At 70.4% G+C, this 18,555-nt stretch carries 18 protein-coding genes; 8 read left to right on the forward strand and 10 right to left on the reverse strand.

Translation table 11 applies throughout. The annotated features are described in order from the left end of the window. Nucleotides 1–4: 4 nt before the first annotated feature. Genes ABFX55_RS29245 through ABFX55_RS29260 form a run of 4 tightly spaced genes read right to left on the reverse strand, consistent with a single transcriptional unit; the run spans nt 5 to nt 4,584 of the window. Nucleotides 5–1,153, reverse strand: a complete 1,149-nt coding sequence (locus ABFX55_RS29245; RefSeq protein ID WP_346131291.1) for a thiolase domain-containing protein — start codon at nt 1,151–1,153, stop codon at nt 5–7. Beyond that, nucleotides 1,153–2,169 carry a lipid-transfer protein gene (locus ABFX55_RS29250; RefSeq protein ID WP_346125964.1) on the reverse strand — a complete coding sequence of 339 codons (1,017 nt, stop codon included), beginning with the start codon at nt 2,167–2,169 and terminating at the stop codon, nt 1,153–1,155. Before ABFX55_RS29250 ends, ABFX55_RS29245 begins: the two co-directional genes overlap by 1 nt. Further along, a complete protein-coding gene (locus tag ABFX55_RS29255) occupies nt 2,169–3,065 on the reverse strand; it encodes a Zn-ribbon domain-containing OB-fold protein (protein WP_346125965.1) in 897 nt (298 codons plus the stop codon). The genes ABFX55_RS29250 and ABFX55_RS29255 overlap by 1 nt, the downstream gene beginning before the upstream one ends. Continuing rightward, a complete protein-coding gene (locus ABFX55_RS29260; RefSeq protein ID WP_346125966.1) occupies nt 3,055–4,584 on the reverse strand; it encodes an acyl-CoA synthetase in 1,530 nt (509 codons plus the stop codon). The genes ABFX55_RS29255 and ABFX55_RS29260 overlap by 11 nt, the downstream gene beginning before the upstream one ends. 294 nt (nt 4,585–4,878) lie before the next feature. Here ABFX55_RS29260 and ABFX55_RS29265 point away from each other — a divergent pair, with 294 nt between their 5' ends. The 5 genes from ABFX55_RS29265 to ABFX55_RS29285 all read left to right on the forward strand — a co-directional run bounded on the left by ABFX55_RS29265 (nt 4,879) and on the right by ABFX55_RS29285 (nt 9,297). Further along, a complete protein-coding gene (locus ABFX55_RS29265; protein WP_346125967.1) occupies nt 4,879–6,753 on the forward strand; it encodes a hypothetical protein in 1,875 nt (624 codons plus the stop codon). A 60-nt stretch (nt 6,754–6,813) separates the two neighbouring features. Then, nucleotides 6,814–7,467, forward strand: coding sequence for a class F sortase (locus ABFX55_RS29270; RefSeq protein ID WP_346125968.1), 654 nt, complete (start codon nt 6,814–6,816; stop codon nt 7,465–7,467). A gap of 301 nt (nt 7,468–7,768) precedes the next feature. Next, complete coding sequence (locus ABFX55_RS29275) at nt 7,769–8,578, forward strand: crotonase/enoyl-CoA hydratase family protein (protein ID WP_346125969.1); 810 nt, start codon at nt 7,769–7,771, stop codon at nt 8,576–8,578. 40 nt (nt 8,579–8,618) lie between these two features. Beyond that, entirely contained in the window at nt 8,619–8,900 is a 282-nt protein-coding gene (locus tag ABFX55_RS29280; protein WP_346125970.1) for a type II toxin-antitoxin system Phd/YefM family antitoxin, read from the forward strand. After that, nucleotides 8,893–9,297, forward strand: coding sequence for a type II toxin-antitoxin system VapC family toxin (locus ABFX55_RS29285; protein WP_346125971.1), 405 nt, complete (start codon nt 8,893–8,895; stop codon nt 9,295–9,297). Before ABFX55_RS29280 ends, ABFX55_RS29285 begins: the two co-directional genes overlap by 8 nt. Nucleotides 9,298–9,300: 3 nt before the next feature. On the opposite strand, the gene ABFX55_RS29290 is transcribed toward ABFX55_RS29285, so the two are convergent. Then, complete coding sequence (locus ABFX55_RS29290; protein WP_346125972.1) at nt 9,301–10,407, reverse strand: NAD(P)H-dependent flavin oxidoreductase; 1,107 nt, start codon at nt 10,405–10,407, stop codon at nt 9,301–9,303. A gap of 88 nt (nt 10,408–10,495) precedes the next feature. On the opposite strand from ABFX55_RS29290, the gene ABFX55_RS29295 reads away from it, so the two are divergent. Beyond that, the gene (locus tag ABFX55_RS29295) at nt 10,496–11,032 is read left to right on the forward strand and encodes an Lsr2 family DNA-binding protein (RefSeq protein ID WP_346125973.1); all 537 of its coding nucleotides are present in this window, start codon (nt 10,496–10,498) and stop codon (nt 11,030–11,032) included. Nucleotides 11,033–11,039: 7 nt separating this feature from the next. Here ABFX55_RS29295 and ABFX55_RS29300 read toward each other — a convergent pair whose 3' ends face one another. Together ABFX55_RS29300 and ABFX55_RS29305 are read right to left on the reverse strand one after the other, a co-directional pair. After that, on the reverse strand, nt 11,040–13,193 hold the full coding sequence (locus ABFX55_RS29300) for an acyl-CoA dehydrogenase family protein (protein ID WP_346125974.1): 2,154 nt from the start codon (nt 13,191–13,193) through the stop codon (nt 11,040–11,042). A 46-nt stretch (nt 13,194–13,239) separates the two neighbouring features. Beyond that, the gene (locus ABFX55_RS29305; RefSeq protein ID WP_346125975.1) at nt 13,240–14,142 is read right to left on the reverse strand and encodes a hypothetical protein; all 903 of its coding nucleotides are present in this window, start codon (nt 14,140–14,142) and stop codon (nt 13,240–13,242) included. Between the two features lie 64 nt (nt 14,143–14,206). Here ABFX55_RS29305 and ABFX55_RS29310 point away from each other — a divergent pair, with 64 nt between their 5' ends. Both ABFX55_RS29310 and ABFX55_RS29315 read left to right on the forward strand, forming a co-directional pair. After that, nucleotides 14,207–15,622, forward strand: a complete 1,416-nt coding sequence (locus ABFX55_RS29310) for an AMP-binding protein (RefSeq protein WP_346125976.1) — start codon at nt 14,207–14,209, stop codon at nt 15,620–15,622. Between the two features lie 18 nt (nt 15,623–15,640). Next, complete coding sequence (locus ABFX55_RS29315) at nt 15,641–16,708, forward strand: S1C family serine protease (RefSeq protein ID WP_346125977.1); 1,068 nt, start codon at nt 15,641–15,643, stop codon at nt 16,706–16,708. 40 nt (nt 16,709–16,748) lie between these two features. Here the strand turns inward: ABFX55_RS29315 and ABFX55_RS29320 are convergent, their stop codons facing one another. The 3 genes from ABFX55_RS29320 to ABFX55_RS29330 are packed head-to-tail and all read right to left on the reverse strand — an operon-like array spanning nt 16,749 to nt 18,500. Next, nucleotides 16,749–17,360, reverse strand: coding sequence for a hypothetical protein (locus ABFX55_RS29320; RefSeq protein WP_346125978.1), 612 nt, complete (start codon nt 17,358–17,360; stop codon nt 16,749–16,751). 2 nt (nt 17,361–17,362) lie between these two features. After that, the gene (locus tag ABFX55_RS29325) at nt 17,363–17,908 is read right to left on the reverse strand and encodes an OmpA family protein (protein WP_346125979.1); all 546 of its coding nucleotides are present in this window, start codon (nt 17,906–17,908) and stop codon (nt 17,363–17,365) included. Further along, nucleotides 17,892–18,500: a hypothetical protein gene (locus ABFX55_RS29330; RefSeq protein WP_346125980.1), complete on the reverse strand. Its 609-nt coding sequence runs from the start codon at nt 18,498–18,500 to the stop codon at nt 17,892–17,894. The genes ABFX55_RS29325 and ABFX55_RS29330 overlap by 17 nt, the downstream gene beginning before the upstream one ends. Nucleotides 18,501–18,555 lie beyond the last annotated feature (55 nt).

The following is an 18,555-nucleotide window of genomic DNA, read 5'->3' on the forward strand; positions in this document are numbered from 1 at the left end:
CTCCTCAGGGTTTGTCGGTGCCGACGATCCACATCGCGAAGAACTGGGCGCCACCGCCGTACGCGTGTCCGAGCGCGCGGCGCGCGCCGTCGACCTGGTGCTCCCCCGCCATCCCCCGCACCTGGAGCGCCGCCTCGGCGAAGCGGATGAGCCCCGACGCTCCGATGGGATTGGAGGACAGCACGCCGCCCGAGGCGTTCCACGGGATGTCCCCGTCGAGGGCGGTCGCGCCCGACTCGGTCAGCTTCCAGCCCTCGCCCTCGGCGGCGAATCCGAGGTTCTCCAGCCACATCGGCTCGTACCAGGAGAAGGGTACGTAGACCTCGGCGACGTCGAGGTCTCTTCGCGGGTCGGCGATGCCCGCCTGGCGGTAGACGTCGGCCGCGCAGTCCTTGCCGCCCTGCGGGTTCACGGTGTCGCGGCCCGCCCTGAAGATGGGCTCGGAGCGCATCGCCGTACCGTGGACCCACGCCGGCCTGCCGGTGACCGCCTGCTCCGAGGAGAGCACCACCGCGCACGCGCCGTCGGAGGACGGGCAGGTCTCCAGGTAGCGGATGGGCTCCCACAGCATCGGCGTGGACTCGACCATCTCGCGGCTGATCCCGGGGATCCGCAGGTGGGCGTAGGGGTTCTTGAGTGCGTTCTGCCTGTCCTTGACGGCGACGAGCGTGCCGATGTGGTCGGGCGCGCCCGTCCTGCGCATGTACTCCCTGATGTGGGGAGCGAAGTAGCCGCCCGCGCCCACCACCAGCGAGGCGTTGAACGGCAGGTGGGTCGACAGGGCCCAGGTGGCGTTCGACTCCGACTGCTTCTCGAACGCCACGACCAGGACCCGCTCGTGCACCCCCGCCTGGATGAGCGAGGCGCCCACCAGCGCGGTGGACCCGCCGACGCTGCCGGCGGTGTGGACGCGCATCATCGGCTTGCCCGCGGCGCCTAGGGCGTCGGCCAGGTAGGACTCCGGCATCATCACGCCCTCGAACAGGTCGGGGGCCTTGCCGATGACGACCGCGTCGATGTCCTTGAACGTCAGCCCCGCGTCCTCCAGCGCCCTGAGCGCTGCCTCGCGCACGAGCCCAGCGATGGAGACGTCCCCGCGCTTGGTGGTGTAGTGCGTCTGCCCGACGCCGATCACCGCGCACCGGTTGCCCATCATGCCTCCAGTACGGTGACGAGGTTGTGCTGCAGGCACGGACCACTGGCGGCGTGCCCCACGGTACGGCGGGCGGCTCCGTCGAGGATGCGCCGGGCGGCCTCGCCGATCCTGATGAGCCCGGTGGCCATCACGGGGTTGGCGGCCAGCGCCCCGCCGCTCGGGTTGATCACGACGTCGTCGGGGAGCTCCAGCGCCTGGCGCAGGATGAGCTCCTCGTGGCTGAAGGAGGCGTGCAGCTCGGCCACGTCGACGCGAGCCTTGCCGACCCCCGCCGCACGTGCGGCCTCGGCGGCGGAGGCCGACAGGGCCAGGTCCCGCATACCCAGGTAATGGGGCTCTATGCGATGCGCGATGCCGCTGATGTAGGCGGGGTTGGTGGTGATGCGCCTGGCCAGGTCGCCCGCCGCGAGCACCACCGCGGCCGCTCCGTCGGTGATCGGCGCGATGTCCCACTCCTTCAGCGGCTCCACCACGGACGCGCCCTGCTCCAGTGGCAGGTCGAAGGTGTAGGGGTTGTTCCTGCCGTCCTGGCGGCTGCGCTTGGCCACGGCGTCGAGCGCCTCCCTCGGCGCGCCGAGCGCGCCGGCCTGGAGCGCGGCGAAGGAGAGCTGGTCCAGGCCCAGGGGCTCCAGGTAGTAGGGGTCGAGCTGCAGCGTCATGATCGCGCGCAGGTCGCCGAGCGACGACTTGCCGAACCCGTAGACCAGGGCGGTGTCGACGTCGCCGTGCTGCAGACGCACCCACGCCTCGTAGAGCGCCCACGCCGCGTCCATCTCCACGTGCGACTCGGAGATCGGCGGCCAGGCGCCCAGCGCGTCGAGGGCGGAGACGAACGAGAACGGCGCGCCGGCCAGGTAGTCGCACGAGCCCGAGCAGGTGAAGCCGAAGGTGGAAAGGCCCGACTGCTCCTTGACCGCCCTGATGACGGGCGCGATCAGTTCGGGCTCGGACAGGCCCGTGTCGTGCGCGGTGTGCTCGGTCTGGGCGAAGGCGACGACGGCTACCTCGCGCATCACAGCTCCACGTCCGGCTCGCCCGTGGGGGTGAACCATCTGATGTTCGTCATCGAGAGCGTTCTCTCCTCGGGAGGGACCCACTCGGCGCGCACCCGCATGCCCTGCCGTACCTGGTGCGCGGGCACCCCGCCCACCAGGGCGATCAACGGGATGTCGGCTCCGTCGAGCAGGATGTAGGCGGAGACGAAGGGCACCTCGGGGGCGCGGGGATCGGGCAGGTTGTTGATCGCGAAGGTGGTGACGGTGCCGATGTCGGGCAGCGTGACCTCCCCTGCGATCGGGTTGCCGCACTCGGGACACGTCAGGCGGTAGGGGACGTAGACCTTCTCGCAGGTGGCGCAGCGACAGCCGATGAGGACCCCGTCGCGCACGCCCTCGAGGAAGCGGGTCAGCGAGGGGCTGGCCGTCAGCCTGTACCGGGTGCTGACCGGCGAGACGATCTTCGTCACCTCGGGGGCGAAGTACGAGATGTCGGTGATGTGGCCGCAGCGCTCGGCCCTCCACACGGGGCGGACCCTGGTGCCCGGCGGCAGGGCCTTGGGGTTGCCCGCGTCGACGGCGTGGACCAGGGCGGTGTCGGCGCCGTCGAGCCTGATCAGCGCCCAGGCGAAGGGGCGGTCGAGGGGGTGGCTCTCGCGTGGCTCGTGGACCCATGCCGACGCGGTGACCGTACCCGCCGGGCCCACCTCGACCCACTCGTCGGTCACGGGCTCGCCCGTCGCCGGGTCGTACTCCAGCGGCGGCACCAGCGTCCTTCCCTCGGCGGTGCGCACGCCCATGAGCCTCCCGTCGCGCAGCTCGGTCAGGAAGCGGCCGATGACCGGCCCCGTCGTCCTGGTGTAGCCGCCGGGGAACTCCAGCACATGATCTGCGGTCAGCGGGTCAGATGGCACGGTCGCGGCCCTCCCAGTACGGCGCGCGCAGCTTGCGTTTGAGCAGCTTGCCGTTCGGCTCTCGCGGCATCTCCTCGATGAAGTCGATCGACTTCGGCCACTTCATCCTGGCCAGCCGTCCCTCCAGGGAGGCCAGGATCTCCGCGGCCAGCTCGGGCCCGGGTGTCGTGCCCTGCGCGGGCTCGACCACGGCCTTGATCTGCTCGCCCCACTCCTCGTCGGGGATGCCGAACACGGCCACGTCCGCCACCTTGGGGTGGATCATGATCTCGTTCTCGATCTCCGCGGGATAGATGTTCGTCCCGCCGGAGATGATCAGGTCGGCCTTGCGGTCGCACAGGAAGAGGAAGCCGTCCTCGTCGAGGTAGCCGATGTCGCCGACGGTGAAGTGGTCCTTGAGACGGCTCGCCGCGGTCTTGGCGGGATCTCCCTTGTACTCGAAGGCGACGCCCATCATCTTCATGTAGATCGTGCCCGGGGTGCCGGTCGGCACGGGTTCGCCGTCGTCGTCCACGATCAGCAGCTCGCTGATCGGCCAGGCGGTGCCGACGGTGCCGGGGTGCTTCTTCCAGCCGTCGGGCGTGGCGACGGTGCCGCCGCCCTCGGTGGCCGCGTAGTACTCGTAGATGCAGTCGCCCCACCACTCGAACATCGCCCATTTCACCGGCACGGGACAGGGCGCGGCGGCGTGGATCATCCACCGGAGCGACGACAGGTCGTACTTCGAGCGGGTCTCCTCCGGCAGGGACAGCAGGCGTTTGAAATGCGTCGGCACGAGGTGCGAGTTGGTGATGCGGTAACGCTCACACAGGCGCAGCGTCTCCTCGGCGTCCCACTTGTCCATGTAGACGAGCGTGTGTCCCATGTGCAGCGCGGTGCCGCCGAACTGGGTCACCGCGGTGTGGTAGTTCGGCGAGGTGACCAGGTGGGCGTTCGGCCTGCCGGGCGTGATGCCGAACAGGGAGAGCAGGAAGGTCATCAGCTCGGCGCCGTCGTCGGGATCGAGGCCCGACAGCTTGCGCCTGACGCCCTTGGGCTTGCCCGTGGTGCCGGAGGTGTAGTGCATGGTGGCGCCCGCCGTACGGTCCTGCGGGGCGGTGGAGGGGCGGCCCTCGGCCAGTTCCTCCACCGGGCGGAAGCCCGGGAGGTCGCCGAAGGAGAAGGACCCGCCTTCGACCAGCGGCTCGGCGTCGGAGAAGCGGGAGTGCGCGAAGAATGCCTTCGCCTCGCTGTCGGCCACGATGTAGGCGATCTCAGGCGCGGCCAGGTGCCAGTTGATCGGCGTGTAGTACCAGCCCGCCTGCAGGGCCGCGAGGTAGAGGACCAGGCCGTCCACGCCGTTGGGCACCAGGCCGCAGATGCCGTCGCCCGGCCGCAGGCCGAGCTCGCGCAGACCGTGGACGAGCCTGTTGGCCCTGGCGAGCAGATCGCCCGCGCGGTGTTCGGTGCCGTCGGGGTCGACCGCGGCGATCCACTCGGGATCGGCCTGCGCCAGCCTCCAGAAACCGAGCGTGCCCATGGGGACTCCTCGCAGCAGGCAAACGAGAACCTGTTCTCGTTTGTAGCGGCAGACTAACCCGGCCACGTTCCCCTAGCAAGCGCTTGATTTAAGTCACATAAGTCACAGAAATGCGCTACTGTTACCGCTTTGAGGCATTTGATCTCTTTGGTATGGAATTGGCAAATTCTGAGCTTTATGTCTGCTTTGCGGTTCTTTGACCAGTTGAGTACGAGATGATGTCCGACGCGAGACGGCGTGTTTCCCGAGCCGGGCATCTCCTGGACCCCGCGCCGTCTCGGTGATTGGGAGATCATGCGCTTCAACACGTCCCTCGCGGTGGCAGGCGCCCTCAGCCTCGCCGTACTCACCGCAGGCCCCGTGCTCGCGGAGCCCGTCGCGGAGAGCGGCGCGGCCCCGACCGCGGAGGCCACCACCCCGGCCCCTGCCGCCACCAAGGCGCCCGAGCCCACCAAGGCTCCGGAGGCCAAGGCTCCTGAGACCAAGGCGCCCGAGACCAAGGCCCCCGAGGCCAAGCAGACGCAGGCTCCGGCGGCGAAGAAGAGCGCCAAGCCGGTCAAGAAGGTCACGAAGGCCGCCAAGGAGCAGGCGGCCGAGCCCGCGATCACCGGCGTGGCCCTCTCGTCCGCGACGGTGACCGCCGGCCAGGCCTACGAGGTCACCGTCACCACCAGCGCGGTGGCCGACGGCAAGCGCGTCCACGTCCAGGGCCTCGGCGACCCCAAGGTCGCCCTGACCAAGGACGGCAAGGCCGTCGTCCCGCTCGTCGCCCCCAGCGACGCCACACCCGGCGCGAAGACGCTGAAGATCAGCGTCGAGGGTGTCGCCACGCACTCCAGCGCGACCGTCACCGTGGTCGAGGCCGCCAAGCCCGCGATCGTCGACGCCGTCGTCAGCCCCGGCCTCGTCACCCCCGGCGAGAACTACACCGTCGCGGTCTCCACCAAGGACGTCGTGGACGGCAGGCGCGTCCACGTCCAGGGCCTCGGCGACCCCAAGGTCTCCTACGTCAAGGACGGCAAGGCGACGGTCGCCCTCACCGCCCCCGCCGACGCCGCCCCCGGCGTCTCGACGCTGACCATCAGCGTCGAGGGCGTCGAGACGCAGCTCAAGCGGACCATCGAGGTCGGGCAGGCGATCCCCTCCTCGGCCTCCGTCACCGTGACCCCTGGCACGGTCCACGCGGGCGACAAGGTCGGTGTGCAGGTCCGCAGCAGCGAGCCGCGCGCCACCGACGCCCGCGTCACCTCGCCGGCCTTCTCCGGCAAGCACACCTTCGCCCTCGCCAAGGGCCAGGGCGAGATCACCGCCGCCACCTGGAACGACCTCAAGCCGGGCCAGTACCCGGTGACGGTCGAGATCATCCTGGGCGAGCGCGTCATCGCCACGGCGCAGACCACGCTCACCGTCGCGGCCAAGCCCGTCACCCCCACGCCGATCGTGAGCATGGACCTGCAGCTCACCCCCGGCAAGGTGCGCGTCGGCGGCTCCTACCTCGCCGGCGTCCACACCGACAACGTCAAGCCGGGCACCGAGGTCGTCATCACCACCCCCGACGGCAAGAAGCACACCGTCAAGGTGGACGACTTCGGTGACGCCGTCACCCGTCTCCACGTGCCCAAGGACGCCAAGCCCGGCGCCTACAAGGTCGTCGCCACGCTGCCGGGCGGACAGTCCAGCACCGCATCGCTGACCGTCACCCAGGACGTCGTGCCCGGCGCCGACCTCTACCTGAAGCTCAGCCCCGGCACGGTGTACGCCGGCGGTGACTTCACCGCGTTCGTCGCCAGCGACAGCGCCAAGCCCGGCACCGAGGTCGTCATCGCCGACCCCGGTGGCAAGGCCGTCACCACCAAGATCAACGCGCACGGCGTCGCGGCCGTCCGCTTCCACGTGTCCTCCGGCACCAAGGCGGGCGCGTACGTCTTCAGCGCCGACATGGAGCGCGCCAAGAAGGTGTACGCCACGCTGACCGTCAAGAAGCGCGTGGTCGCCCAGACCGACGGCCTCACGCCGCGCGGTGGCGCCGAGACCGGCGGCGGCCTCGTCGCCGCCCAGGTCGGCGCGGGGACCGGCGGCGGCTTCGGCGGCGTCGCCCTCGGCGGGCTGCTGATGGCCGCGGGCGCGGGGGCCGCCTTCCTCGGCCGTCGCAGGCGCGACCAGGTCTGATCCACCTTCCGAGGGGCACGGCCCGCGGGCCGTGCCCCTCGTCGGACGTTAGGGGGCAACGTGAGCACCAGAAACACCCTGGCCATGGGCGCGGCGGTGATCCTGCTGTTCAGCGGCGGCCTGGCCGTCGCGGGGTCGCTGCTCGGCGAGCCCGCGCCCGCGCACCCGCGGACGGCCGCCACGCAGGCCGGCACCGGCCTCACGGGGGGCGAGTTCGCGCCCGAGCGGGCCGTCTTCTCCCAGGCGGCCGCCGCGCTGCCGAAGTCGGAGCCGGTCGGCCTGTCGATCCCGAAGATCGGCCTCAAGGAGGCCCCGATCGAGCCCGTCGGGCTCAACGCCGACCAGACCGTCGAGGTGCCGCCGCTGAGCGAGCCCGGCCTCGTCGGCTGGTACGAGCACCGTCCCACGCCCGGAGAGAAGGGCCCCTCTGTACTGCTCGGCCACGTCGACGGGTACGGCAAGCCCGCGGTCTTCCACAAGGCGCACACGCTGAGGCCCGGCGACACGCTCTCGGTCAGGCGGAAGGACGGCTCGGTCGCCACGTTCACGGTCGACTCGCTGGAGCAGGCCGACAAGGACGCCTTCCCGACGGAGAAGGTCTACGGCCCGACGGACTCGGCCGAACTGCGCCTGGTGACCTGTGGCGGCGCCTTCGACGCCGCGACGGGCCACTACGAGGACAACATCATCGTCTACGCCCACCTGACCAGCTGACCAGCCAGCCGGCTGACCACTCCACATCACCGAGCCCGCCCAGATCACGGCGCCCCCGAGATCCCGGCACCGCGCCATCCGAGAATCCGGCGCTCACCCGATCTCAGGGGCCGCGCCCTCCGAGGATCCTGCGCGCACACGATCACCTCCGCGGCAGCGTGGTCCGGTCCGGCGCGGGGGCGCCAGCCGACGGGAATCCGGCGGGGCGTCACCCGCGGTGTCAGGTGAGGCACTTCCCCCGTGGCCCCTCCGCCTGAGAAGATCTAGCTAACAAGCGCTTGGTTCTTCACGCGGAGGCCCCATGGAAGTCCTGCAGATCAGCACCCCCCACTGCCGCGTCGAGCGTGACGGCCACGTCGTGATCGTCACCATGGACCGGCAGGAGGCCAGGAACGCCCTCTCCTCCGACATGCTCGTCGGCCTGGCCTCCGCATGGGCCTACGTCTCCGAGCAGCCCGAGGTCCGCGTGGCCATCCTGACCGGCGCGGGCGGCACCTTCTGCGCGGGCGCCGATCTCAAGGCCATGGGCACGCCCTCCACCGACTCCGAGGTCCAGGCCAGGGCCGCCGCCATCGCCAACTTCCACTGGAAGGGCCTGCTGCGCGAGGACCTGCCAACCAAGCCGATCATCTGCGCCGCCGAGGGCTACGCGGTGGCAGGCGGCACCGAGTTGCTCGTCGGCACCGACCTGCGCGTGGTGGGCGAGTCGGCCACCCTCGGGCTGTTCGAGGCCAAGCGGGCGCTGTTCCCCATGGGCGGCAGCGCGATCAGGCTGCCCCGGCAGATCCCCTACTGCCACGCCATGGACCTGCTCCTTACGGGGCGGTCGGTCACCGCCGCGGAGGCGCTGGCGATGGGGCTGGTGAACAGGGTCGTCCCCGACGGGCAGGCGCTGGCGGTGGCGCGCGAGCTCGCCGACGACGTCGCGGCCTCGGGGCCGCTGGCCGTACAGGCGATCCTGCGCACCTACCGCGACACCCTCGGCCTGGCCGAGCCGGAGGCGCTCAAGGTCTCCGACGAGTACGGCTGGCCGGTGATCGGCTCCGAGGACGCCAAGGAGGGGTCGAGGGCGTTCAAGGAGAAGCGCCCCGCCCATTACAGAAGCCACTGAGGCCGTAGCCCACTGAGACACAGCGGGCTACACTCAAGTCATGATGAAAATCATCACGCAGCGCGAGTTCCGCAACAACTCAGCAGCCGTCATGGACGCCGTCGAAGCCGGAGAGATCTACCACATCACTCGGAACGGCATCGAGGTGGCCGAGCTACGCCCGCTTCCTCGCCGTCGGCGCCCACGCGCCGATGAGTTGGTCGCGAAGCATCGCCGACTGCCCCACGTCGACTCTTCCGAACTACGCAAGGACGTCGACGAGTTCTTCGGCACCCAGGATCGCGTTGGAGACGCAGACCCCTGGGAGCGTCGTCGTGACTGAACGCCACGCCGCGGGGGTGATCGACACGTGCGTTTACATCGGCCTGGATTCAATACCTCCGGCACATCTTCCCGACTATCCGGACATCACCACCATCACGCTGGCCGAACTTCACCAAGGCGTCGCGATGGCGAAGAACGCCGTCGTCCGCGCAGCACGCGTGGAAAAGCTCGGGGCTGCCGTGGTCGATTTCGATCCCCTTCCCTTCGACAGCGAGGCGGCTGCCCGCTACGGCAGTCTGGTCACCCTGACCCTCGCCGCCGACCGCGATCCGAAGCCGCGTCGCATGGATCTGCTGATCGCCGCAATCGCCTCGAGCCGCGGTCTTCCTCTCTTCACCCGCAACGCGGACGACTTCAAGGGGCTGGAAAGCCTGCTGACGATCGTGCCCGTCTGAGTTTCACGACTCCGTGATGCCGCCCAGGCGGCCGACGGCCTCGATGTACTCCTCGACCATCTCGAACACCACGTCACGAGCGCTCTTGACCTGGTTCATCGTCCCGATGATCTGACCTGCGGGGAAGGTCGCCAGCTCGGCGGCGTCCGAGCGCCCGATGCGCCGCAGCGCGTCGGAGACCAGCATGAACTGCAGCGGCATCGGCAGCGTGCCGGGCGAGTTCGCGGCCTCCCATGCGTCGGTCCACTCGTTCCTGAGCAGGCGGGCAGGCTTGCCCGTCCAGCTGCGCGAGCGGACGGTGTCGCGGGAGGTCGCCGCCAGGATGCGCGACTTGGCCAGCTCGGGGGTGTCGGCCTCCTCGACCGTCAGCCAGATCGAGCCCGTCCACACCCCTTCGGCGCCCAAGGCCATGCCCGCCGCCATCTGCCTGCCGCCGCCGATGCCGCCCGCCGCCAGGACCGGCACGTCGACGGCGTCCACGACCTGCGGGATCAGCACCATCGTGGAGATCTCGCCGGTGTGCCCTCCCGCCTCGGTGCCCTGGGCGACGACCACGTCCACGCCGACCTCGACCTGCTTGACGGCATGGCGGGGGGTGGAGGCCAGCGCGGCCACCTTGACCCCCTTGGCGTGCGCCAGCTCGACGACGTCGGCGGGCGGCGGGCCCAGGGCGTTGGCCAGCAGCGCGATGGGGTGCCGCAGCGCCACCTCGACCTGCGGCCTGGCGGTGGCGTCCGTCCAGCCGAGCAGGACCTTGCCGGGGTCGGCGTCCTCGGACAGCTGGGGCACGCCGTGCCCTGCGAGCAGGTCCTCGACGAACTGCCTGTGGCCCTCGGGGATCATCCCCTGCAGGCGCGAGACCAGCTCCTCCGGCGCGAAGTCGGCCCCCTCGTAGGAGGCGGGCATGACCACGTCGACGCCGTACGGCTTGCCGTCCACGTGGTCGTCGATCCACTTGAGCTCCATCTCGAGCTCTTCAGGGGTGAAGTAGAGGGCGCCGAGCACGCCCATCCCTCCGGCGCGGCTGACAGCCGCGACGACGTCCCTGCAGTGGCTGAAGGCGAAGATCGGTAACTCGATGCCGAACATGTCGGTCACTCGTGTCCGCATGGCCATGACGATACGATCGCGCCCGGCAAAACTGCAACGTGTTCTACTCTAGAACCTTCTGTCGGTCGCGCGGTCTAGGGTCCACCGCATGGAAGCCACGACCAAGGTCTTCGTCACCTACCACCAGATGCTGGTGGCCGAGCCAGGCGCCGAGCCACCGGGCTCGGTCCGCAACGGCCTGACGGCCTCGGTTCCGGGAGCAGCGATGATCCACACCGGGGTTCACACGGGCTTTGTCGAGGTCACCGTGCGGCTCGCGGCCGAGGCCCTCGATCACGTCGACGGGTGGGAGGAGGAGGCGGAGGCCGACCTGGTCACCTCGACGGGGGAGATCTACCTTATGGGCGTGGCGGAGGGCGCCTCCAGCACGACTCTCACTCCCCAGGGCCCCGGCCATTACCGGATGCGCGTGCACGCCCGGGGCAGGGCGAGCGGCTCCGGCGAGTCCTACCTCATCGTCGTGTGGCCGATCGAGCTCGGCGCCGACGCGGTCGCACGCTATCGGCCCGAGCCACTGCCGCGCTCCGAGATCCGCGAATGGGCCAGAGAGCGCGGGTTGCCGTTCAGCGAGCGGGGCCGGATAGCCGGCGGGCCGGGCTTCCACAGGGAAGGCCCGGCCCGATGACAATGCCTTACTTGCCGGGCTCGGGGTCCCTGGGCAGGCCGAGCATGCGCTCGCCGATGATGTTGAGCTGCACCTCCGTCGTCCCGCCGTAGATGGTCATCGCCCTGGTCGCCAGCACCGCCCTGTTCCAGTAGCCGGCGTCGCCCAGCCTCATGTCGGCCGCCACCACGGCCGAGGCGCCGAGCAGGTCCACCGCCGTCTCCGACACGTGCTGGGCGTGCGAGGTCGACAGCAGCTTGCGCACCGAGGCGTCCGCCCCCGGCTCGGCCCCCGCCAGCTGCTTGAGCGTCACCCGCAGCGACAGCGCGTTGATCGAGTGGCCCTCGCAGACGACCGCGGCCACGGCCTGCTCCTCGGCGGGAGTGAGCGGCCTGCCCAGCCTCGACACCAGCCCGAGCAGGTCGGGCACGGAGGCGCCGGTGCCGCCTGAGCCCGACGACAGCGACACGCGCTCGTTCGACAGCGTGTTGCGCGCGACCTTCCAGCCGTCGCCCACCTGCCCGACGACCAGCGAGTCAGGCACGAAGACGTCGTCGAGGAAGACCTCGTTGAACAGGTTCTCGCCGGTCATCTCGGTCAGCGGCCTGACCGTCACCCCTGGCGACTTCATGTCGACGAGGAAGTAGGTGATGCCCTCGTGCTTGGAGCCTGCCGAGGAGTTGCGCGCGATGCAGATGCCCCACTCGGCGACGTGCGCGACGGAGGTCCAGATCTTCTGGCCCGACAGGGTCCAGCCGCCCTCGACTTGCGTGGCCTTCATCTGCAGCGAGGCCAGGTCGGAGCCCGCGCCCGGCTCGGAGAACAGCTGGCACCAGATCGTCTCGCCGCTGAGCGTCTTGGGCAGGAAGCGTTCCTGCTGCTCGCGCGTGCCGTAGGCGACGACGGAGGGCACCACCCAGGCGCCGATGATCATGTTGGGCAGCTTCACGCCCGCGGCCTTGAGCTCCTGCTGGATGAGCACCTGCTCCAGCGGGCCCGCGTCGCGACCCCACGGCTTGGGCAGGTGTGACATCACGAAGCCGCGGTCGGCGAGGGCCCGCTTCTGCTCGGCCCCCGACAGCTGGGCGATCTCGGCGATCTCGGCGGCGATCGAGGAGCGCAGCTCGGCGGCCGAGTCGGGCAGGTCGATCTCCATCGGCCGCTGCACGCCCGCGAGGGCGTGGGCCGCGACCCGCGCCGCCCACGAGGACGACGAGCCGAGCAGCGCCCTGAGGGTGAGCGCGCGGCGGTAGTAGAGGTGCGCGTCGTGCTCGTAGGTGTAGCCGATGCCGCCGAAGGTCTGGATGGCGTCCTTGGCGCACTGCACGGCGGCGTCGGGCGCCATCACGCCGGCGATCGCCGCGGCGTAGGCGAGCTCGTCGCCCGAGGCCCTGGTGGCGTCCCACACCGTGGCCCGCGCCTGCTCCAGCGCCACGAGCATGCGCGACAGCTTGTGCTTGATGCCCTGGAACTGCCCGATCGGCCGCCCGAACTGCACGCGCACCTTGGCGTAGTCGGAAGCGGCCCGCACGCACCAGGCCGCAACGCCCGCCGCCTCGGCGCCCAGGATGATCGCCGCGATGCTCCGCACGTCGACCTCGCCGAGGACCCTGTCCTCGGGTACGGCCACCGCCTCGAGCGTCACCTTGGCCACGGCCCTGGTGAGGTCGAGCGACTTGATCTCCTCGATCCGGACCTGCGAGGCGTCGACGGCCACCCAGGTGTCGCCGAAGGGCAGGACGAGCACGTCGGCCATCGCGCCGCCGAGCACCTGCTCAGCCGTACCGGAGAGGACGAACGAGTCGCCCGTCAGCTCGGCCGACAGGGCGACAGCGGCGGTCAGCGAGCCGTCGGCGAGCCCTGGGAGCAGCTCGGCGCGCGCCTTGTCGGAGCCGGAGGCGGCGATGACCGCGCCGGCCAGCACCGTGGGGACGAACGGGCCCGGAGTCATGCGCTCGGCCAGCGCCTCGATCGCGACGGCCGCCTCCAGCAGGCCGTACCCCGAGCCGCCGAACTCCTCCGGCAGGTGCAGACCCAGCAGGCCCTGCTCGGCCAGCCCCAGCCAGAACGGCGGACGCCCGCTCTCGAAGGTGCGAACGACCTCGGCGGAGACGTTGCGCTCCGCCCATCCCGCCACCGACTCGCGGAGCGCCTCGTGCTCCTCGCTCAACCCGATCGCCATCACATGCCTCCTATGGTTTCCCAGAACCATATTCTAGAGGATGCTTCTATGACGAACGTAGCCCCTTCACCAGAGAGTTCAGGTCACGCCAGTGGCCCTTGCCGCTCTCGGGGATCGTGGCCAGCAGCATCGCGGGCTTCGCCTTGCCCGCGTCGACCACCGCGGCCAGCGCCTGCGAGGACTGCCGCCTGCCGCCGAAGGTGTAGTCGACCTTGAACCCGACGATCCAGCCCTTGCCCACGGCGAGCTTCTGCGAGCCCGTCCAGGTGACTGTGGCGCCCTCGGGGTGCTGGCTGCGCAGCGACCATCGGGCCGCCCTGACGGCCAGGTCGCGGTAGTCGGCGAGCGAGGACGGCTTGTCGGCCGCGACAGGCAGGGGCGCGGAGGCGACCATCGTGTGCGGGAGCGCGACCTTGCCGGCCCGCTGGGCGATCGCGAAGGGCGGGAACGACTTGGCCGTCCAGGGCTTGCCGAGCCGGGGATAGGTGATGCCGGTGCGCTTGTCCACGATCTTGCCGACCACTTTGGAGGCCTTGCCCGGCATCACGGGGAAGGCCAGGCTCTCAGGCGCGGGCGTCAGCACCACCTCGTCGGCGGCCGAGCTGGGCGCGGGCCCGGCGGGCGCGGAGAGATCGGCCCGCTGCGGCTCGGTGGCGTCCGGCTGGTCGCCAGAGAACACCGCGAAGATCAGAACGACCGCCAGCACGGTGACGACCACGGCGGCGATGAGGTAGACGAGCTTGATCGGCACGTCACCCACGCTCGCGGTCAGCCTGCCGACCAGGCCCCTTCGTGGCGGAGCGGGCGGCGGGCGGAACGGTCCCGCCGTCGGCGGCATGGGCACCCGCATCGTCTGGTCTGCGGAGGAGGAGACCTCGACCCGCTGGAAGGGGGTGGTGGGCGCGTCGTAGGAGGGTTGGTACGGCTCCTGTCCCTGGTTGTGCGCCATGGCCTCGAGGCTACGTGATTCGTGCTCTTCCTTGGACAGAATGTCATTCTGTATGGTCGCCCGCATGAGGGGCTTCTACGAGATCGCCGCAGCCGAACCGGACCGTCCCGCCGTGCTGGGGGAGGTCGGCCTCAGTTACGGCGAGCTGCTCGCCCGCGCCAACAGGCTCTCGCACGCGTTGGTCGAGCGCGGGGCGGGACAGGGCGACGCGGTGGTCACCGTGTTGCCCAACGGCCCCGAGGCGCTGGCCATGATGCTCGCGACCTACCAGATCGGCGCCTACCACGTCCCGGTCAACTGGCACTTCACCGAGGAGGAGATCGCCTACATCGTGGCCGACTGCGGCGCGAAGGTCGTCCTCGACTCTCCCATGCCGGTGGACGGCCTGCCCTCGGGCCCGCCGCCGCACCGGCGCGCCGGCTCGATGATGCTCTACACCTCGGGCACCACAGGCAGGCCGAAGGGTGTACGGCGGCGCCTGCTCGACCTGCCGCCCGAGGAGCTCTACCCGATCCTGATGCGCAAGAGCTGGAGGCACTTCGGGCTGCCGTTCGGCGGGGTGCACCTGGTGTGCTCGCAGCTCTACCACTCCGCCCCCTACGGCCAGGCGATGATGGCGCTCAACCTCGGTCACGCGATCATCGCCCCTGAGAGGTTCGACGCCGTCGGCACGCTGGAGCTGATCGAGCGCCACCGGGTGACGAACGCCTTCATGGTGCCGACGATGTTCCACCGGCTGCTGGCCGTACCCGATCGGGAGCGCTACGACCTGTCGTCGCTCACCCACCTCTTCCACGGCGCCGCGCCGTGCCCTCCCGCTACCAAGCAGGCGATGATCGACTGGCTGGGGCCCGTGCTGTGGGAGTACTACGGCTCGACGGAGGCGGCCGTGGCCACCATGGTCTCCTCGCGGGAGTGGCTGGCCAAACCGGGCACGGTGGGGCGGGCGCTGGACGGCATGTCCTTCACGATCATCGCCGACGACGGCACGGAGGCCCCTCCCTGCGAGCCGGGAATGGTCTACATCGGCGGCATCAACCGCTTCGAGTACCACGGCGATCCGGGCAAGACGGCATCGGCGATGCGCGGGCGCGACTACACCCCCGGCGACATCGGCTACCTCGACGAGGACGGCTACCTGTTCCTGCTCGACCGCAGGACCGACCTGATCATCTCGGGCGGGGTCAACATCTATCCCGCCGAGATCGAGGCCGTCCTGCTGGAGCATCCCGCCGTCGCCGACGTGGCGGTGATCGGCGTGCCCGACGAGGAGTGGGGGCACAGGATCGTGGCGCTGGTGCAGCCCTCCGACGGCTTCAGCCCCGGCGACGAGCTGACCGCCGACCTGCTGCGGCACTGCGCGCCTCGGCTGGCCAAGCTGAAGCACCCGAGGGTCGTGGAATACCGCGCACAGCTGCCGCGCACACCGACAGGCAAGCTGAGCAGGCGGGATGTCAGGCAACGGTATCTTTCGGGCTGACGTGGGAAGAAACCGCGCATGAGGATGATCGTCGCGAGCGCCGCGGCCGCAGCTTTGCTCATCTCCGGCTGCTCGGGGTCCATCTCCAGGGCGACCCCGCCGGCCTCGACCCCGGCGCCCTCCCCGGACTCCTCGGCACCGGCGTCCGCGACGTCCCCTCACGCGCTGGAGGCGGAGTACGAGAAGGTCATCCAGGCGGTGCTGCCGTCGATCGTCCAGATCAACACCAAGGTCGGGCTCGGCTCGGGCATCGTCTACGACTCGGCAGGACACATCGTGACCAACGCCCACGTGGTGGGCGAGGCGACCGAGATGGAGGTCACGCTCGCCACCGGCGGCACCCCGCGCCCCGCCAGGCTGGTCGCCTCCTTCCCCGCGGGCGACCTCGCGGTGATCAAGGTCAGCGACCCCAACGGCCTCGCGCCCGCCAGGTTCGGCGACTCCGCCAAGCTCAGGGTCGGTCAGATCGTGCTGGCGATGGGCAACCCGCTCGGACTGTCGGGCAGTGTCACCAACGGCATCGTCTCGGCGCTTGGCCGTACGGTCAGCGAGCCCCAGGGCGGCGGCTCGCCCGGCGCGACCATCACCAACGCCATCCAGACCTCCGCCGCCATCAACCCGGGCAACAGCGGGGGCGCGCTGGTCGACCTGTCGGGGCAGGTGATCGGCATCCCGACCCTCGCCGCCACCGACCCGCAGCTCGGCGGAGGGGCGGCGCCCGGCATCGGCTTCGCCATCCCGAGCAACACCGCCACCGACATCGCCGCGCAGATCGTCAAGGACGGGAAGGTGACCAACTCCCGCAGGGCGGCGCTCGGCATCGTCGGCCGCACGGTGATCGGGTCCGAGGGCTCTCCCGTCGGCGTCGGCGTCGTCAGCGTCAGCAGGGGTGGTGGAGCGGCCCAGGCCGGCATCGCGGCGGGTGACGTGATCGTCTCGATGAACGGCACGGACACCCCGACCATGTCGGCGCTGTCGGAGATCCTGGCCGCCCAGAAGCCAGGCGGCCAGGCCAAGGTCGAGGTGGTCAAGCCGGACGGCTCCACCGGCACGGTCACGGTCACGCTGGGCGAGCTCGGCAGCTAGACCTCAGGAGACGGGGACGTCGGTGAAGGCGCCCGGGTCGTCAGGAGACGGGCACGTCGGTGAAGACGCCCAGCGTGCGCAGGTCGACGTTGACCTTCGTCACGTCGGCGGGCGGCGCGGCGAAGGTGGCGTGCAGGGGCAGTTGCTCCCCCGGCTCGGTGAACACGTCGTAGTCCGAGCACATGCACCGGGCGCTGGGGGACTTGCCGGTGTAGGCGACGCGGTAGCGCTTGCCGTTGGCCGCGTCGACCAGGCTGACCCCGCCGACCGTCAGACCCATCCCCATGGGCGTGTCGCCAAGGGTGGAGGACATCTCCCACCTGGTCTCGCCCTTGTTCGTGACGGTCCAGGTGAGCGTGGCCACCCTGCCCTGCCGCTTGAGCCCGGTGATCTGCACGAGTAGGTCGGCCCCTCCGGCCTTCATCTCACGGCCGGCGATCACCTGGGTCTGCTCGGGCGGCGCGCTCTGCGCGGTCTGCGGCGCGGGAGCCGTGCCGCTCTCCCGAGGCGTCCCGCCGCTCTGCTGGGCGGTGGTCTGCTGGGCGGTGGTCTGCTGCTTCTCCTCGCCGCCCGCCGCGAGCTGGCCGGGCAGCATGCCGCAGCCGGTCAGGCCGGCGACCAGGGTCAGTGTCAGCGCGATCTGCTTGCGCATGCTCATTCCTTGACGTTGAAGATGATCTCGACACGGCGGTTCTTGGCCCTGTTGTAGTCGCTGGGCCTGCCGTCCACGAGGTTGGGCAGCTTGGGCTTCGTCTCGCCGAATCCGGCGGCCTCGAAGGTGACCGCGCCGGCGTCCAACCGGCCCAGCGCCTCCTGGACGGCGCGCGCCCGCCTGAGCGAGAGCGCCTGGTTGTAGGCGTCGGCGCCCTGGTCGTCGGTGTGCCCCAGGATCTTCACCACGCCGCCGGCCGACTCCGCCTTGATCTTGGCGGCCACCTGCCCGAGCCGCTGCCTGGCCTTCGCCGTGAGCACCCACTTGTCCACGGCGAACAGCACGTCGCTGGTCAGCGCGACAGTGACCTCCTCGCCCGTCCTGGACTCGCTCTGCGCGCCGTCCATGGACTCCACCTCGGCGATGATGTCCTCGACGGGGAGCACCAGGTCCTCCACCGTGTAGGCGGCGTCCTGCGGCGTTCCGGGGTCGGCCAGCGTGGAGATCGACATCACCGCCGCCAGCGCCAGCTCAGGAAATGGGGACATCGGGGAACACTCCGAGGTTGGGGATCTCGACGGTGACCGTGGAGACGTCGGCCGGAGGCGCGCCGTAGACGGCGTACATCTCCAGCGCGCTGCCGCCCTTGATCCGCTGGTTCACCCTGCTGCACACGCATGTGGCGTCGTCGCCCGTGCCGTTGCGAGCGACGCGGTACCGCTTGCCGTTGACCGGGTCGATCAGCGAGACGCCCGCGACCGTCCAGTCGAGGTTTCCCGTGCCGAGGTTGGAGCCGACGTAGTAGTCGTCGCTGGAGGGGTCGAGGTTGTGGACCGTCCAGGTCAGCGTCGCGATCCTGCCCTGGCGCTTGAGCCCGGTGATGTCGACGCGCAGGTTGCTCTCGGCGTGCTCCATCTCACGGCTCGCGATGGCCTGGAGCTTCTCGGCGGGCGGCGCCGGCGCCGAGGTGGAGGTCGTGGCGGCGGATGGCGGGCCGGCGGGCGTGTTCTCCTCGGCCCGCTCGGTGTTCCGCACGGGCTGCTTCTCCTCGCCGCCTCCCGAGGTCAGCTGGGAGGGCAGCGTTCCGCAACCGGTCAACGTCATGGCCAGCAACGCCGCCATGGCCAGCTTTCTTCGCATCCTGCCTTACCTCTTGCGGTCGGGGGTTTCAGTGAGCATCACCCTAGGAGGGCGA

The sequence above is a fragment of the Nonomuraea roseola genome, assembly GCF_039535395.1.
Classification (GTDB): Bacteria; Actinomycetota; Actinomycetes; order Streptosporangiales; family Streptosporangiaceae; genus Nonomuraea; species Nonomuraea roseola.

Excerpts from the sequence above, each read along its gene's own strand:
- ABFX55_RS29310 (WP_346125976.1), top strand. The coding sequence starts at position 14,207 with ATGAGGGGCTTCTACGAGATCGCCGCAGCCGAACCGGACCGTCCCGCC.
- ABFX55_RS29305 (WP_346125975.1), bottom strand. The coding sequence starts at position 14,142 with ATGGCGCACAACCAGGGACAGGAGCCGTACCAACCCTCCTACGACGCG.
- ABFX55_RS29325 (WP_346125979.1), bottom strand. The coding sequence starts at position 17,908 with ATGTCCCCATTTCCTGAGCTGGCGCTGGCGGCGGTGATGTCGATCTCC.
- ABFX55_RS29330 (WP_346125980.1), bottom strand. The coding sequence starts at position 18,500 with ATGCGAAGAAAGCTGGCCATGGCGGCGTTGCTGGCCATGACGTTGACC.
- ABFX55_RS29280 (WP_346125970.1), top strand. The coding sequence starts at position 8,619 with ATGATGAAAATCATCACGCAGCGCGAGTTCCGCAACAACTCAGCAGCC.
- ABFX55_RS29265 (WP_346125967.1), top strand. The coding sequence starts at position 4,879 with ATGCGCTTCAACACGTCCCTCGCGGTGGCAGGCGCCCTCAGCCTCGCC.
- ABFX55_RS29250 (WP_346125964.1), bottom strand. The coding sequence starts at position 2,169 with ATGCGCGAGGTAGCCGTCGTCGCCTTCGCCCAGACCGAGCACACCGCG.
- ABFX55_RS29320 (WP_346125978.1), bottom strand. The coding sequence starts at position 17,360 with ATGCGCAAGCAGATCGCGCTGACACTGACCCTGGTCGCCGGCCTGACC.
- ABFX55_RS29290 (WP_346125972.1), bottom strand. The coding sequence starts at position 10,407 with ATGCGGACACGAGTGACCGACATGTTCGGCATCGAGTTACCGATCTTC.
- ABFX55_RS29245 (WP_346131291.1), bottom strand. The coding sequence starts at position 1,153 with ATGGGCAACCGGTGCGCGGTGATCGGCGTCGGGCAGACGCACTACACC.
- ABFX55_RS29315 (WP_346125977.1), top strand. The coding sequence starts at position 15,641 with ATGAGGATGATCGTCGCGAGCGCCGCGGCCGCAGCTTTGCTCATCTCC.
- ABFX55_RS29295 (WP_346125973.1), top strand. The coding sequence starts at position 10,496 with ATGGAAGCCACGACCAAGGTCTTCGTCACCTACCACCAGATGCTGGTG.
- ABFX55_RS29300 (WP_346125974.1), bottom strand. The coding sequence starts at position 13,193 with ATGGCGATCGGGTTGAGCGAGGAGCACGAGGCGCTCCGCGAGTCGGTG.
- ABFX55_RS29260 (WP_346125966.1), bottom strand. The coding sequence starts at position 4,584 with ATGGGCACGCTCGGTTTCTGGAGGCTGGCGCAGGCCGATCCCGAGTGG.
- ABFX55_RS29275 (WP_346125969.1), top strand. The coding sequence starts at position 7,769 with ATGGAAGTCCTGCAGATCAGCACCCCCCACTGCCGCGTCGAGCGTGAC.